A 14798-nucleotide genomic window follows, 5' to 3' on the forward strand; every position below is an offset into this window, starting at 1 on the left:
CGGACACAGCGTCGGGAGTGTCGGACACAGCGTCCGAAACGTCGGACACGGCGTCGTGGGCGCGACGGGTCACACACGCTCGGTAGGCGTAGGCTGGCAGCGTGCTAGCCGTTGTACCGCCACCGGTGACCGTCCGGGTGCCAGCGAAGGTGAACCTGCACCTCGGTGTGGGCGACGCGCGCGATGACGGCTACCACGAGCTGACCACGGTTTTCCAGGCGTTGTCGCTGGTCGACGAGGTCACCGTCGCCGCGAGCGAGGAGCCGGGCATCGAGGTGTCCGGCGAGGGCGAGAACACCGTGCCGCGCGGTGAGGCCAACCTCGCTTGGCGCGCCGCCAACGAGCTCGCGAACTACGTCGGCCGGACGGGCGACGAACCCAAGGTCAGGGTCGTCATCCGCAAGGGCATCCCGGTCGCTGGCGGCATGGCGGGCGGCAGCGCGGACGCCGCGGCCACGCTGGTCGGGCTGGCCGCGTTGTGGGACCTGGACATCGCGAGGGACGAACTCGCCGAGATCGCCGCGAAGCTCGGCAGCGACGTCCCGTTCGCACTGTCCGGCGGAACCGCACTCGGCACGGGTCGCGGTGAGGAACTGGTGCCGGTGCTGTGCCGCCACACGTTCCATTGGGTGCTCGCGTTCGCGACGAAGGGCCTGTCGACGCCCAGGGTGTTCGGCGAGCTGGACCGGCTCCGCGACAACGGCGAGCCGCCGCGCGTCGGCTCGCACGCCCCGCTGCTGGAGGCGCTGGCGTCCGGCGACCCGAGACAGCTCGCCATGCTGCTCGGCAACGATTTGCAGGCCGCGGCCGTATCGTTGCGGCCGTCGCTGCGTCGCACACTGCGCGCTGGCGTGGACGCGGGTGCGCTGGCGGGCATGGTGTCCGGGTCCGGGCCGACGTGCGCGTTCCTGTGCGAGGACGAGGACGCCGCCGTCGACGTCGCCGCACAGCTCGCGGGTACCGGCGTGTGCCGCACGGTGCGGGTCGCGCACGGCCCGGTGCACGGCGCGCGGATCGTCGGCGGCGAGGACAGCACGCGTCCGACCCCGCCCCAGGTGCACGCCTGACGCCGTGGCCTAAGTTGGACACGGACCCCGAACCTCTGCCCCTGGAATAGCGCCTAGATGGTCAACCTGATCAACACCGAGGACGTCTCGAAGTCCTTCGGCGAACGCACCCTGCTCAACGCCGTGTCGCTCGGCGTCGAGGACACTGACCGGATCGGCGTCGTCGGCCTCAACGGCGGCGGCAAGACGACGCTGCTCGAGATCCTGGCTGGCCTGGAACCGCCGGACTCCGGCAGGGTCGCCCGGTCACGTGACCTGCGGCTCGCCGTGGTCACCCAACGGGTGGAGATCGACGCCGACGTCACCGTCCGCGACGCCGTGCTCGCCGGGTACGACGCCGAGTTCGAGTGGGCGGCGGATCCGCGTGTGCGCTCCATCGTTGAGGGGCTCGGCATCACCGCGCTGGGCCTCGGCTCGAAGGTCGGCGCGCTGTCCGGCGGGGAACGACGCCGGGTAGCCCTCGGCGCGGCACTGGTGCGCGAGCTGGACCTGCTGATCCTGGACGAACCCACCAACCACCTTGACGTCGAGGGCGTGCGCTGGCTCGCCGATCATCTGCTAGCCCGCAAGGTCGCGCTGGTCGTCGTCACCCACGACCGGTGGTTCCTGGACACGGTGTGCACCCGGACGTGGGAAGTCGTCAACGGGACCGTCGAGCAGTACGAGGGCGGCTACGCCGACTGGGTGTACGCCCGTGCGGAGCGGGCCAAGCTGGCAGCGGCCGCTGAGGAGAAGCGCCGCAACCTGGCGCGCAAGGAGCTCGCGTGGCTGCGGCGTGGCGCGAAGGCGCGGACGTCGAAGCCACGCTACCGCGTGGAGGCCGCCGAGGCGCTGATCGCCGACGTCCCACCGCCACGCGATCCGCGTGAACTGCACGCCTTCGCCAAGCGACGGCTCGGCAAGACGGTGATCGAGCTGGAGGACGTCACGCTGCGCGCGGGGGAGCGGGAGCTGCTGAGCGATGTCACCTGGCGGCTCGGGCCAGGCGACCGGATCGGCCTGGTCGGGGTGAACGGGTCCGGCAAGACGTCGTTGCTGCGGCTGCTGGCCGGACATCGCGAGCCGGACGCGGGCAAGCGGATCGAAGGCACCACCGTGCGGCTGGCGTACCTGACGCAGGAGCTGGAGGACCTGCCCGGCGACCTACGGGTGCTTGAGGCCGTCGAACAGGTGGCGAAGCGCGTCGTGCTTGGCAAGCACGAGATGACGGCGTCGCAGCTCGCGGAGCGGTTCGGCTTCCCGGCGCGGCGGCAGTGGACCCCGGTGGACGACCTCTCCGGCGGCGAGCGCAGGCGATTGCAGCTCACCCGGCTGCTGATGGCGGAGCCGAACGTGCTGCTGCTGGACGAGCCCACCAACGACCTCGACATCGACACGTTGCAGCAACTGGAAGATCTGCTCGACTCGTGGCCCGGCACGCTCGTCGTCGTCTCGCACGACCGTTACCTGGTCGAACGCGCCTGCGACACCGTGGTCGCGCTGTTCGGCGACGGCGCGGTCACCGACCTGCCCGGCGGCATCGACGAGTACCTGCGCCGTCGGGCGTCGCTGCTGAGCGCCCCCGCCACCGAAGCGGCTCCGGCGAAGCAGAAGTCCTCCGCAGCCGAGCAGCGCGCGGCGCGGAAGGAGTTGGCGAAGCTGGAACGCAAGGTGGAGACGCTGCACCGCAAGGAGCGGGAACTGCACGACGCGCTCGCGAACGCCGCCAACAACCCGGACGAACTGCTGAAACTGGACTCCGAACTCAAAGCCGTTATCGCCGAGAAGGAGGACGTCGAGGCCCGCTGGATGGAGCTCGCCGACGCCGCCGAATAGTCGACCTCGTACAAGCCGTGCTGGGCGGGCTTGTGTATCGGTGACAACTATGTGGTCTATAGGCTCGACGGTATGAGCAGGTTTGTCGACCAACTGATATCCATTGCCCTTTCCGACGGCGGCGGCAAGCGCGGAATGACCACCGGCGAACCGCACGACCCGGTCCGGGCGACGTGGGCCGACGTGCACGAGCAGGCGCGGCGCGTCGCGGGCGGTCTCGCCGCGGACGGGCTTCGCCCCGGCGGATCCGTCGGCGTCCTCGCCGCCGCGCCGGCGCTGATCGCGCCAACGGTGCAGGCGGTGTGGTTCGCCGGGGGCAGCGTCACCATGCTGCACCAACCCACTCCGCGCACCGACCTCGGCGAGTGGGCGTCGGACACGCTTACCGTGTTGCGGATGATCGGCTCCGACCTGGTGCTGCTCGGCGACCCTTTCGACCAGCTCGCGCCGGTCCTCGAGGAGAACGGCATCCGCTACCGGATGATCAATGACCTGCTCGACGCCGATCCAATCGCCGATCCGGTTGCCGCTGGTGAGGACGACTTGGCACTGCTGCAGCTCACTAGCGGGTCGACGGCGGAACCGAAGGCCGTCAAGATCACGCACGGCAACCTGTTCTCGAATATGTCGGCCATGATCGAGCGCTCCGAGGTTGACCCCGAGGTGGACACGATGGTGTCGTGGCTGCCGCTGTTTCACGACATGGGGATGGTTGGCTTCCTGACCGTTCCGATGACCTTCGGTATCGAGCTCGTCAAGGTCACCCCGGTGGAGTTCCTCGGCGGGCCGTTGATCTGGCCGGACCTCATCAGCCGCTACCAGGGCACCGTCACGGCAGCGCCGAACTTCGCCTACGCGATTGTCGGCAAGCGGCTCGCCAGGGCCGGTGACGACGCGTCCTACGACCTGTCTAGCCTGCGCATCGCGCTCAACGGCGCGGAGCCGATCGACGCCGCCGCCGTCCAGACATTCACCGACGCGGGTGCGCGCTTCGGTCTCGATCCCGGTGCGGTGTTCCCCGCCTACGGTCTCGCGGAGGCAACGCTCGCGGTGTCCTTCGCTCCGCTAGGCGCCGGGCTGGAGCTGGACGTCGTCGAGCCGGACGCGCTGGAAGCGCACGACCGGGCGGTGCCGGTTCCCGACGACGACCCGCGCCGAGGCACCGACAAGGTGCGCTCATTCGCGGTGCTTGGCAGGCCGTTGTCCGGTCTCGAGGCGCGGATCGTCGCGGAGGACGGCACCGTGCTTGGTGACCGTGAAGTCGGGGAGATTCAGCTACGCGGCGAAGCCGTGACACCGGGATACCTGACCGTCGACGGGCCGCTGGACACGCAGGACGCCGAGGGCTGGTTCGCCACCGGCGACATCGGCTACCTGATCGACGGGCAGATCGTCATCTGCGGCAGGAGCAAGGACGTCATCATCATGGGCGGCCGCAACATTTACCCGACCGACGTCGAACGCGCCGCGCAGGCGGTGCCCGGCGTGCGCGCGGGTAACGCGATCGCGGTGCGCATCGACGCGGGTACGCGCAGGGAGCGCTATGCCGTCGTGCTGGAGTCGAATGTCGCGGGTTCCGACGACGAATCCGCGCTGGCGAAGGAAGTCACCGCGCGGGTGACCGACGCGGTCGGCGTTCGGCCGTTCTCGGTGCTGGTGCTCTCGCCGGGGAGCTTGCCGAAGACGCCGTCTGGCAAGGTCAAGCGCGCCGCAACGGCGGAGACGTACGCCGACGAGATCGACAAGGCGAGCGCCTAGCCTGGCGGTGGACGGTGGGCGCTCCGGTCGGGCGTTCGTGTCGAGTCTCGCTGTGGATTGTGAGCCGTTGTGGTCGTGGCAGCGACCACAACGACTCACAATCGCCGGTATTCAGTGCGGACGACCACGCAAAACGGATGAAAGCGGCGTGGGAACGACAGCAGGGCAGGTGACGCGAGGCGCGGGCCCTACGCTGCGGCGTGGACGTGCGAGCGACACGGCATGGCCCACCCGTGCCCCTCAATGAAACCGGTTCTGCGCCGAGGCCAGGCCCTTACTGACCAGTTCATCGACGGCGTCGGCGCAGCGGTCGACGTGGTAAGCCAGGTCGCGCCGCTCGATGCGGGAGAAGTCCTTGAGCACGTAGTCGGCGGCGGACATCCGCCCTGGCGGGCGGCCGACGCCGAAGCGCACCCGATAGTAGTCGCGGGTGCCGAGTGACTTCGAGAGCGAGCGCAGCCCGTTGTGGCCGCTCTCACCGCCGCCGAACTTGAGTCGGACCGCACCGAAATCGATGTCGAGCTCGTCGTGCACGACGACGATGGCGCTGGCGGGGAGCTTGAAGAACCGCGCGAGCCCGGCGATCGGGCCGCCAGAGAGGTTCATGAACGAGCGCGGCTTGGCGAGCACGACGGGCGTGCCAGCCAGCCTGCCCTCGACGACGTCGGCACCAGCCTTGTGTGCCTTGAACTTGCCGCCGACGCGGTCGGCGAGTTCGTCGGCGACGAGGAAACCGACGTTGTGGCGGTTGCCCGCATACGCGGGTCCCGGATTGCCGAGGCCGGCGAGCAGCACCCGCTCGCCGGCCCCCGGAATGTCCAGTTCGGACACGTTACTCGCTGGACTCCTCCGCGGCTGGCTCCTCGGCCGCGGCCTCCGCGGGGGCCGCGGCCTCTTCCTCCTCCGTGGGCTCCTCGAGCGACTCGGCGGTCGGCGCCTCGTTGACGGCGGCGACCAGCGCCTCTGGATCGGTCAGCAGCGTAGCGCCGTCGGGCAGTTCGACGTCGCCCGCGTGGACCTGGGTGCCGATCTCGGCGCCATCGAGGGACACCTCGAGCTGCTCGGGGATGTGCAGCGCGTCCACCTCGACGGAGAGCGTGTCGTAGTCCTGGTTGACCAGGGTGCCGCTGACGGCTTCGCCGGTCAGCACGACCGGGATGTCGACGGTGACCTTCTCGCCGCGCTTGAGCAGCAGCAGGTCGACGTGCTCGATGTAGTTCTTCAGCGGGTGGACCGTGATGGTCTTGGTGAGCGCGAGCTGCGACTTGCGCTCGCCCTCGATGTTCAGCGTGATCACGGAGTTGCGGCCGTGGTCACGGATGACGCGGGCGAACTCGACGGTCGGCAGCGAAAGGTGCTTCGGATCGGAGCCGTGCCCGTAGAGCACGGCGGGGATCTTGCCCGCGCGGCGGGTGCGGCGTGCCGCGCCCTTGCCGAACTCGGAGCGGTGCTCAACGGACAGACGTACCTCGTCCAACGGTCTTCTCCTTGACACTAGGCAGGGAAATCGGTTTGCTCGGGGTCGACCCGGCGCGAGGGGCTTCGCGCATGACGGCGCGCGGCAACCAAAGACCGCCACGTCGATCACGCCAGGCCGAAACCCGCCTCGCCGGGGCAACCCGGATAGTCTAGCCTCGCCGGGTCACGCCGGCGAACGGGGGTGACGACTCTCGGTGGTGCCGGGGTCGGCGGCCGATGCCAGGCCCACGTGAGCGCGGCGACGGCCGGGGGTGTTCAGGCCGGATCAGGCAGTGAATCAGGCATTGCCGTCGAACAGGCTGGTCACCGAGCCGTCCTCGAAGACCTGCTCGATCGCCCGCGCGATGAGCGGCGCTATGGACAGCACCGTCATACCGGGGAAGCGTTTCTCGTCAGGGATTGGCAGCGTGTTCGTGAAGATCACTTCCCGCGCGCCGCACCGCGAGAGGCGTTCCGTCGCTGGATCGGACAGCACGCCGTGGGTCGCCGCGACGACGACGTCGGACGCGCCCTCCTCCTTGAGCACCTGCACGGCGCCCGCGACCGTGCCACCGGTGTCGATCATGTCGTCGATGATCACGCACAGTCGGTCCTTGGCGTCGCCGACGACCCGGTTGGCCATCGCCTCGTTCGGCTTGTCCGGGTCGCGGGTCTTGTGGATGAACGCGATCGGCCGGTTGCCTAGTTCCTGCGCCCACTTCTCGGCGAGCCGCACCCTGCCGGAGTCCGGCGAGACGACGGTGATCGGCTTGTCGCCGTAGTGATCCCGCAGGTACTCGCACAGCACGGTCTGCGCGAACAGGTGGTCGACAGGGCCGTCGAAGAAGCCCTGGATCTGCGCGGTGTGCAGGTCAACCGTCATGATCCGGTCCGCGCCAGCCACCTTGAACATGTCCGCGAGTAGGCGCGCCGAGATCGGCTCGCGGCCTTTGTGCTTCTTGTCCTGCCTGCTGTACGGGTAGTACGGCATGATCACGGTGATGCGCTTGGCGCTGGCGCGCTTGAGCGCGTCCACCATGATCAACTGCTCCATGATCCACTCGTTGATCGGCGGGCAGTGGCTCTGGATCACGAAGGCGTCGACGCCGCGCACCGACTCCTCGAACCGGACGAAGATCTCACCGTTGGCGAAGGTGCGCGCCTGCTGTGGCGTGATGGTGACGTTGAGGCACTTCGCGACCTCTTCTGCGAGTTCGAGGTGCGAGCGCCCTGCGAACAGCATCAGATTCTTCTTGGGCGTTCCCGACTTCGAACTCATGACCGCGACTCCGTGTCCTCGTTGTCCTGCTCTGCTGTGCCCCCTCCGGACTCGGCCTGCTGTGCCTGCTCAGCCGCGTCCGCCGCTGGGGTGCCTGGCCTGCGCCTGACAACCCACCCCTCGATGTTGCGTTGTGGTGCGCCGGAGACGGCGAGTGCGCCAGGCGGTACGTTCCGCCTGATCACCGACCCGGCACCGGTGTAAGCGCCATCGCCGATGGTCACCGGGGCCACGAACATATTGTCCGATCCGGTCTTCACATGCGAGCCGATCGTGGTGTGATGTTTGTTCACTCCGTCGTAGTTGACGAACACGCTCGACGCTCCGATGTTGCTGTACTCCCCAATGGTCGCATCTCCGACGTACGTCAGGTGGGGGACCTTCGATCCGGTGCCGATGGTGGCGTTCTTGGCCTCGACGAAGGTGCCGAGCTTGCCGTCGGCGCCCAGCACGGTGTTCGGCCGCAGGTAGGTGAACGGGCCCACCGTCGCGCCAGGGCCGATCACGGAGTCCCTGCCGTGCGTCCGGACGACGGACGCGCCCGCGCCGATCTCCATGTTGGCCAGCGTGCAGTCCGGACCGATGGCGGCGTTCTCCGCCACCCGCGTGCCCGCCTTGAGCTGCACGCCCGGCTCGATCCGGACGTCCTGGGCGAGTTCGACGTCGCTGTCGATCCACACCGACGCCGGGTCCACCACGGTTACGCCCGCGCGTTGCCAGTGCCGCACGATGCGCCGGTTCAGTTCGGCGCCGAGTGTGGCCAGTTGCACACGGTCATTGATGCCTTCCGTCAGCCATGGGTCGTCGACGACGAGCGCACCGACCCCGCGCCCGTCGCCGCGCGCGATGCCGAGGACATCGGTGAGATACAGCTCACCCTGGGCGTTGTCGGTGGAGAGCCTGCCGAGCCCGTCGGCGAGAACGGCGGCGTCGAAGGCGTACACCCCGGAGTTGATCTCGCCGATGGCGAGTTGCTCCTGGTCACAGTCCTTGTGTTCGACGATCGCACGCACCGAGCCGTCGTCGTCCCGGACGATCCGGCCGTAGCCGGTCGGGTCGGCGGGCACCGAGGTGAGCGCGGTGACGGCGTTGCCTGCTTCGTTGTGTTCGGCCAGCAAGGCCGACATCGTGGCGGTGTCGAGCAGCGGCGTGTCCGCGCAGGTCACGATGACCGTGCCGGTCGGTTCCCCTGGCAGCGCGGCCAGCCCGCAGCGTACGGCGTCCCCCGTGCCGTCCTGGCGCTCCTGCACGGCGGTGGCGACGTCGCGACCGAGCGCGTCGGCGACGGTGGCGATGTGCTCGCCGACCTGTTCGCGGCCGTGACCGATGACGACGACCAGGTTGTCGGGGTCGAGCCCCGCCGCGGCTCTGACGGCATGCTCGACGAGCGATCGCCCCGCGATCGGGTGCAGCACTTTCGGAGTCGATGAACGCATGCGGGTGCCCTCGCCAGCGGCGAGGACCAACGTGCTCAGTGGGGTGGTCACGGCTCTCCCAACTCGGGTACCTCGTGTGGCCCACGATCCTACGACGTCGTCAGGAGGCGTCGGGGGAGTCCTGCGTCGCCGCGTAGACACGGTTTCCGCCGCTACGCTTCGCCTGGTACATCGCGGCGTCAGCGCGGGTAAGTACCGACTCCGGGTGCTCGGACGGCGCCATCGACACCAGCCCGACCGACAGCGTCACCCCTCGGGAGAGATGGCCCGGTAGCTCGGACACCGCTGCCACCGTGCGGTTCATCGCCGCCGCGGCCGACGCGGCGGGCGCGCCCGGCAGCAGCACCACGAACTCGTCGCCGCCGTAGCGGGCGACGACGTCGTTGCCGCGCAGCGTGTCCCGCAGTGTGCTGGCGATCACCCGGAGCACATCGTCGCCCTCCGCGTGCGACTGGTTGTCGTTGACACCCTTGAAGCCGTCGAGGTCGACCAACGCCACGGACAGCGGCTGCATGTTCTCGTCCGAGGCCAGCGCTCTGAGTCGCTCGTCGAGTGCGCGGCGGTTCGGCAGCCCGGTCAGCGGGTCCTGCAACGCTTGTGCTGCCTGCGCGGCGATCGCACCGTGCTCGGCGGAAAGCCGTTCGTGGTTGCGTCTGGTCTGCAACGCGGCCGCGCGGGACTCGCGCATGTCCCACAACTCTCGTTCCAGCGCGAGGGTGTAGGCGGTGACCGCCTCCGGTAGGCCGGGATTGGCCGCCAGCTCGAACCGTGCCAGCTCGCGGTCGATGTTGAGACGCGCCGCGACTGGGGTGTTCGCCTCGTCGGCTTCCCGCCGCGCGGTGAGCAAGACGTCACGGGCCGCTTCACCCTGGCCGTCGCACTCGAGGCAACGCGCCAGCGCGATCGCGACGAGTACCTGCTCCTGGGCGCCGCTGCGCTGGGTGAACAGGCGCTTCAGCCGTTCGATGTGGCTGCGGCCGGGGTCGTTGAACGCCACGGCCGCCGCGATCAGACCGATCTGCTCGATGGCAGGCGCCTCTCGCAACCGGAACAGCGACTCGGTGAACGGCGCCTCCACCGCCGCGGCCACCGATGCCGCTACCGCGAATTTCTCTCGCGCCTGGTTGGTGTGTTTGATGCGCTCCAGCCGGAGCGCCCACGCCAGCAGCATCTCGATGAGGTTGAACATCTGCAGCGTGATCTCGTGCGGACCCGCGCTCTCCCGCATCGCCCGGTGCGACCGGGCGCTGACTTCTTCGGCTGTCTCGTAAAGGCCGAGCTCGTTGAGTCCTTGCCAGCAGTCGACCAGCGCCGTTACCAGCGAGCGGTTGAAGACGCGTGTCTCGAAGGGGGTTGCCGGGGTCGGCAGGTCGTCCAGGATGGCCAGCGCCCTCGCGATCTCGGTGAGCGCTTCGTCTTCCTTCTCCGCGAGGATCATCCGCTTGCCTTGCAAGGCGTGCGCGCCGGCGCGCAGTACGGGGAGGCCGTTCTTGCGGGTGTGCGCGAGCAGTTCGTCGAGCAGCGGCTCCGCCTGTGGGCTGAGGCCAGGCGTTGACAGCCTCGCCATCGCGGCGCTGCGCAGCAAATCGGCCACCATGAGCGGCTCGCCTCTGGTCTGCGCTTCTTCCAGCAGGACGTCCAGTTCGGCGACGATGCCGAGTTGTTCGGCGCGGGTGGTGGACTGCACGGCGGCGCGCAGCTCGCGGGCGCGGCCAACCAGCCAGGCGTCGGACATGTCGACGACGGCAGGCCGCCTGGCATCGCGGATGCGTTGTCCTTGGCGCAGCGGCCGCACCCCCTTGGTTGCTCGCGGTGCTCCGCCGCCAGGACTCGAACCTGAACCGTCAGAACCAAAATCTGAAGTGCTGCCTATTACACCACGGCGGATTGGGTGTTCACTGCCCATCTGCAGGGTAGACGTGATGCGGAGGGTGATCGATGCTACCCCCGCCTTTCGTCGTGTGCGCCGCGTGACGCGCGACTGGCTCACTACCGACGCCGTCACACTTTCCGGTACCGTAAGTTACGCCACCGTAGGTAGGAACGGCAACAGCGAACACGGAAGGCGGGATGCGCATGACGGCCACGATGCGGGAGCCAGTGCGACAGGGACCCAAGCCGATCCTCGGCGAGCGGCGCTCGACGGGTGTGCAGATCTCGGTGTACTTCGGGGTGGTGGCGCCGTTACTCGCGCTGCTCGCGGCGATCCCATTCGCCTGGGGCTGGGGCCTGAGCTGGCTCGACGTGGGCCTGTTCGTCGCGTTCTACTTCTTCGCCGCGGCGGGTATCACGGTGGGTTTCCACCGCTACTTCACGCACGGCTCGTTCAAGGCGAAGCGGTGGCTCCGGATCATGCTCGCCATCGCGGGCAGCACGGCCGTGCAAGGCCCGCTGCTGGTCTGGGTCGCCGACCATCGGAGGCATCACGCCTTCTCGGACCGCGAGGGCGATCCGCACTCGCCGTGGTTGTTCGGCACGTCGCCGGTGGCGATCGCCAAGGGGTTCTGGCACGCGCACATGGGCTGGCTGTTCGAGCGCGACACGACCAACATCGAGCGGTTCGCGCCCGATCTGGCCAAGGACCCCGACATGCGCGCGGTCGACCGGTACTTCTGGCTGTGGACGCTGCTTAGCCTCGTGCTGCCCGGTGTGCTCGGCGGGCTGCTGAGCTGGTCGTTGTGGGGCGCGGTGACCGCCTTCTTCTGGGCGGGACTCGTCCGCGTGTGTGTGTTGCACCATGTGACCTGGTCGATCAACTCGGTGTGCCACATGATCGGCGAGCGGCCGTTCACGTCGCGAGACCGCTCTGCCAACGTCTGGCCGCTGGCGATCCTGTCGCTGGGGGAGTCCTGGCACAACCTGCACCACGCCGACCCGACGTCCGCGCGTCACGGCGTCCAGCGTGGGCAGATCGACATCTCGGCGCGGCTGATCTGGGCGTTCGAGAAGCTCGGCTGGGCACACGACGTCCGCTGGCCGCGGCCGGACCGCCTCGCACGACTCGCTGTCGAGAAGTCGTAGTGCCGCTGGCTGACCGGGTGCCGCGGCACCCGGCGCGGTAGCCCTTTCGTGGTACGCGGGACGACTACACGCCCGCTGTGACAAGAAAATGTCCCCGATGTCCGGCTTCGTTTGACACACCGGGAGTGAAGCGGTCCGCGGTGGTAGCCGGAGGGTTCGCTGGCGCCGGGTACGGCACCCCGTCGAGGGCGCCGGTGCGGTTACCGGCGGGTATCCGGGGTTACGCTGCTGATATGGCTGGGAGGAGACGCGCACGAAAGGCAGTGGCGAGCAACAAGGCGGCGAGCAGCACGGGGACGCGGCCTACCGCACCGGTGACCAGGGTCAGGATGACCGGCACCGAACGCAGGCAGCAACTACTCGACGTCGCCAAGGCGCTGTTCGCGGAAAAGGGTTTCGACGGGACGTCGATCGAGGAGATCGCGCATCGGGCGAACGTGTCCAAACCGGTCGTCTACGAGCACTTTGGTGGCAAGGAAGGCATCTACGCCGTCGTCGTCGACCGGGAGACGCATACGCTGCTCGACCGGATGGTCTCCAGTCTGCACGGTGGCCACCCACGCGTGATGCTGGAGCAGGCGGCCGTCGCACTACTCGGCTACGTCGAGGAGTCGCACGACGGCTTCCGCATCCTCGTGCGTGACTCGCCGGTCGCTAGCACCACGGGCACGTTTTCCACCCTGCTCAACGACATCGCCAGCCAGGTCGAGCACATTCTCGCGAACCAGTTCGCCGCGCGCGGCTACGACGTCAAGCTCGCGCCGCTGTACGCGCAGGCGCTGGTCGGCATGGTCGCGCTGACCGGGCAGTGGTGGCTGGACGCGCGCAAGCCGAAGCGGGATGAGGTGGCCGCACAACTGGTGAACTTGGCGTGGAACGGACTGTCGCATTTGGAGCAGAAGCCAGAACTGCGGATCGACACGTCGCCCTAGGCGAGATCGCTCGCGGACTTCCCGGTGTCGGACTGCGTCGTCGCGGCATCGATCTCGGGGACAACTTTGAGCAACTCGGGCAAGTCGACGGTCACCGTCGTCCAGAGGATGTCGAGGTTGATGTCGAAGTAGTGGTGGATGAGGCGATCACGCATTTTCGCCGCCGCCGACCACGGCACCTCGGGGTATGCCTGGCGGGTTTCGGTACTGACCTGTTTGGCGGCTTCCCCGACAATCTCCACCAGCTTCGTCAGGGCCAGCCGAAGCATCTCGTCCTGGTCGAGTGCAGGACGGTCGCGGTCGGCAGCGAACTCGATGGCCCTTGTCGCGGCATCGATCAGATGCCGGATGCGAACCGCGTCGTCAAGCCGCGGCATAGAGGGGAACCGCTGTCGAGCGCACGGTGTCGCGGAAGTAGGGACTCAGGTCTTCGTAGGTGCGGATTTCGACGTCCCTGCTATCCAACAGCGAGCTGAGCTCCAGTTCCATCCCCGCGATCGTGAGCAGGCCCGGAGTTTTGCCGGGCAGGAACTCGACGAGGACGTCGATGTCGCTCGCGTCGGAGAAGTCGCCACGCAGCACCGAGCCGAACAGCGCAAGCCGCCGGATGCCGTGCCGCTCGCAGAAGTCGGCGATGGCAGCGTCATCCACGCTCAGGTTTGTCCTGATCCGCATGGCTCCATCATGCCGCAATGGAGTCCGGTCGGCACGACCGCAGCAGCGCAAGTCCCACTAGCCCTTCGGCGTCACGCGCAGCAGCTTGTCGTTCTCGCCGTTGCTCGTGGTGATGAAGAGCGCCCCGTCGGGGCCGGTGCGTGCGGCGCGGAGCCTGCCGTAGTCCTCGTCCAGTTCCGGCGGGTCGGTGCGGCCGATGGCGTTGCCCTCCTTGCCGATGGTGAGCAGGATCAGCTTCGAGCCCTTGAGCGCGACCACCGCGAGCCTGCCGTCAAGTGCGCCCCACTGCTCGCCCGACAAGAACGTCGCACCACAGATCGCTTCGGTCATGTCGCCGGTTGTCCACGCGGCCCGCATCGCGTTCGGGAACCGCTCCCGGTCGGTCATCGGCACGCTCTCGTCGTAGCTGTCGACGGTGCCGCCCCGCGACGGGTCCCAGCCGTAGTTCCGGCCGAACTCGATCAGATTGACCTCGTCGTCGACGTCAGGCCCATGTTCTGAGACGTAGACCCGGTCAGTGCCCGGCTGGACCGCGATGCCCTGGATGTTGCGGTGGCCGTAGGTGATGATGCGCCGCGTGTTGGCGTTGTCCGAGTCCGCGAACGGGTTGTTCTCCAGTCCCTTGCCGGTCGCCGGGTCGACCCGCAACACCTTGCCGCCGAGGCTGGTCTTGTCCTGCGGCACGTCGGGGTCCGCGGAGTCGCCCGTGCCGACCAGCAGCGCCCCGTCCTTGGTCACCACAGGGCGGCAGCCGGAGTGCCTGCCGCTCTCGTTGATCGGCAACCCAGTCACCAGCGGCTTCACTCTGGTCGCTCGGGTGCCGTCCTGGGACAGTCGCCACGTCACCAGCCGGACGTCCTTCGGTTCGCCGTTCTCCTGATAGGTCTGGCACGTGCTGAACTCGCGCGTCCGCTCGAAGTCGGGGTGGATCGCGATCCCCATCAGCCCGCCCTCTCCGACGTCGTAGACATCGGAGAAGTCGGCGCGCACCGTTGTCAGCTCAGCGTCCTCGTCGGCGCTGGACAGCAGCCGCAGCCTGCCGCGCCGTTCGGTGATGAGCAGTTGGCCGTCCGGCAGGAACCCGATGTCCCAGCCGTGCTCGAGCTTGTCGGTGAGCGTCATGACGTCGAGGCCGACCGGGGCGGGTTTGCTCGGCGGCATGGACGGTGCCTGTGACCGGGTCGCGGGCGACGGCGTGCAGGCGGTAACGAGCGCGCTGGCGGTAAGCAGGGTCGCGATCATGCGTCGTGCCATGACGCCCATCATGCACATGCAGGCTACCCCGTGTACTGGTGCATCGGCACGTGCCCTTGATGCCGGATTCGCCGGTTCTGGACAGGCTCCGGGTGGTCATCGG

13 protein-coding genes and 1 tRNA gene are annotated in these 14798 nt (G+C 68.4%); 5 read left to right on the forward strand and 9 right to left on the reverse strand.

Annotated elements, in window-relative coordinates; all coding sequences use genetic code 11:
• Positions 1-101: 101 nt before the first annotated feature.
• The 3 genes from ACFQGD_RS09310 (at position 102) to ACFQGD_RS09320 (ending at position 4640) form a co-directional block, all read left to right on the forward strand.
• Complete coding sequence (locus tag ACFQGD_RS09310; RefSeq protein ID WP_345403332.1) at positions 102-1067, forward strand: 4-(cytidine 5'-diphospho)-2-C-methyl-D-erythritol kinase; 966 nt, start codon at positions 102-104, stop codon at positions 1065-1067.
• Between the two features lie 57 nt (positions 1068-1124).
• Positions 1125-2882 carry an ABC-F family ATP-binding cassette domain-containing protein gene (locus tag ACFQGD_RS09315; RefSeq protein ID WP_345403335.1) on the forward strand — a complete coding sequence of 586 codons (1758 nt, stop codon included), beginning with the start codon at positions 1125-1127 and terminating at the stop codon, positions 2880-2882.
• Positions 2883-2954: 72 nt separating this feature from the next.
• The gene (locus ACFQGD_RS09320) at positions 2955-4640 is read left to right on the forward strand and encodes a fatty acyl-AMP ligase (protein WP_345403338.1); all 1686 of its coding nucleotides are present in this window, start codon (positions 2955-2957) and stop codon (positions 4638-4640) included.
• Positions 4641-4880: 240 nt separating this feature from the next.
• On the opposite strand, the gene pth is transcribed toward ACFQGD_RS09320, so the two are convergent.
• The 6 genes from pth to ACFQGD_RS09350 all read right to left on the reverse strand — a co-directional run bounded on the left by pth (position 4881) and on the right by ACFQGD_RS09350 (position 10700).
• Complete coding sequence (pth, locus tag ACFQGD_RS09325) at positions 4881-5471, reverse strand: aminoacyl-tRNA hydrolase (protein ID WP_345403341.1); 591 nt, start codon at positions 5469-5471, stop codon at positions 4881-4883.
• A 1-nt stretch (position 5472) separates the two neighbouring features.
• Positions 5473-6117: a 50S ribosomal protein L25/general stress protein Ctc gene (locus tag ACFQGD_RS09330; RefSeq protein ID WP_345403344.1), complete on the reverse strand. Its 645-nt coding sequence runs from the start codon at positions 6115-6117 to the stop codon at positions 5473-5475.
• 279 nt (positions 6118-6396) lie between these two features.
• Positions 6397-7377, reverse strand: a complete 981-nt coding sequence (locus ACFQGD_RS09335) for a ribose-phosphate diphosphokinase (protein WP_345403347.1) — start codon at positions 7375-7377, stop codon at positions 6397-6399.
• Positions 7374-8864, reverse strand: a complete 1491-nt coding sequence (gene glmU / locus ACFQGD_RS09340) for a bifunctional UDP-N-acetylglucosamine diphosphorylase/glucosamine-1-phosphate N-acetyltransferase GlmU (protein WP_345403350.1) — start codon at positions 8862-8864, stop codon at positions 7374-7376. The genes ACFQGD_RS09335 and glmU overlap by 4 nt, the downstream gene beginning before the upstream one ends.
• Before the next feature lie 49 nt (positions 8865-8913).
• Positions 8914-10548, reverse strand: a complete 1635-nt coding sequence (locus tag ACFQGD_RS09345; RefSeq protein ID WP_345403353.1) for a GGDEF domain-containing protein — start codon at positions 10546-10548, stop codon at positions 8914-8916.
• Positions 10549-10628: 80 nt separating this feature from the next.
• Positions 10629-10700: transfer RNA gene (locus tag ACFQGD_RS09350), tRNA-Gln, on the reverse strand.
• 189 nt (positions 10701-10889) lie between these two features.
• Between ACFQGD_RS09350 and ACFQGD_RS09355 the strand changes: the two genes are divergently transcribed.
• Positions 10890-11834, forward strand: a complete 945-nt coding sequence (locus ACFQGD_RS09355; RefSeq protein ID WP_345403356.1) for an acyl-CoA desaturase — start codon at positions 10890-10892, stop codon at positions 11832-11834.
• Positions 11835-12163: 329 nt separating this feature from the next.
• A complete protein-coding gene (locus ACFQGD_RS09360) occupies positions 12164-12766 on the forward strand; it encodes a TetR/AcrR family transcriptional regulator (RefSeq protein WP_345403478.1) in 603 nt (200 codons plus the stop codon).
• Here ACFQGD_RS09360 and ACFQGD_RS09365 read toward each other — a convergent pair.
• Genes ACFQGD_RS09365 through ACFQGD_RS09375 form a run of 3 tightly spaced genes read right to left on the reverse strand, consistent with a single transcriptional unit; the run spans position 12763 to position 14695 of the window.
• Positions 12763-13143: a HepT-like ribonuclease domain-containing protein gene (locus ACFQGD_RS09365; RefSeq protein WP_345403359.1), complete on the reverse strand. Its 381-nt coding sequence runs from the start codon at positions 13141-13143 to the stop codon at positions 12763-12765. The two genes, ACFQGD_RS09360 and ACFQGD_RS09365, sit on opposite strands and share 4 nt — an antisense overlap.
• A complete protein-coding gene (locus ACFQGD_RS09370) occupies positions 13130-13441 on the reverse strand; it encodes a nucleotidyltransferase family protein (protein WP_345403362.1) in 312 nt (103 codons plus the stop codon). Before ACFQGD_RS09370 ends, ACFQGD_RS09365 begins: the two co-directional genes overlap by 14 nt.
• Positions 13442-13498: 57 nt before the next feature.
• Positions 13499-14695 carry a PQQ-dependent sugar dehydrogenase gene (locus ACFQGD_RS09375; protein ID WP_390183625.1) on the reverse strand — a complete coding sequence of 399 codons (1197 nt, stop codon included), beginning with the start codon at positions 14693-14695 and terminating at the stop codon, positions 13499-13501.
• Positions 14696-14798: the final 103 nt, after the last annotated feature.

It is taken from the genome of Haloechinothrix salitolerans (assembly GCF_042662605.1).
Lineage (GTDB): Bacteria > Actinomycetota > Actinomycetes > Mycobacteriales > Pseudonocardiaceae > Haloechinothrix_A > Haloechinothrix_A salitolerans.

Coding starts and splice junctions, on each gene's coding strand:
- ACFQGD_RS09355 (WP_345403356.1), top strand. CDS start 10,890: ATGACGGCCACGATGCGGGAGCCAGTGCGACAGGGACCCAAGCCGATC.
- ACFQGD_RS09375 (WP_390183625.1), bottom strand. CDS start 14,695: ATGGCACGACGCATGATCGCGACCCTGCTTACCGCCAGCGCGCTCGTT.
- ACFQGD_RS09320 (WP_345403338.1), top strand. CDS start 2,955: ATGAGCAGGTTTGTCGACCAACTGATATCCATTGCCCTTTCCGACGGC.
- ACFQGD_RS09360 (WP_345403478.1), top strand. CDS start 12,164: ATGACCGGCACCGAACGCAGGCAGCAACTACTCGACGTCGCCAAGGCG.
- ACFQGD_RS09315 (WP_345403335.1), top strand. CDS start 1,125: ATGGTCAACCTGATCAACACCGAGGACGTCTCGAAGTCCTTCGGCGAA.
- ACFQGD_RS09345 (WP_345403353.1), bottom strand. CDS start 10,548: ATGTCCGACGCCTGGCTGGTTGGCCGCGCCCGCGAGCTGCGCGCCGCC.
- ACFQGD_RS09370 (WP_345403362.1), bottom strand. CDS start 13,441: ATGCGGATCAGGACAAACCTGAGCGTGGATGACGCTGCCATCGCCGAC.
- ACFQGD_RS09335 (WP_345403347.1), bottom strand. CDS start 7,377: ATGAGTTCGAAGTCGGGAACGCCCAAGAAGAATCTGATGCTGTTCGCA.
- ACFQGD_RS09365 (WP_345403359.1), bottom strand. CDS start 13,143: ATGCCGCGGCTTGACGACGCGGTTCGCATCCGGCATCTGATCGATGCC.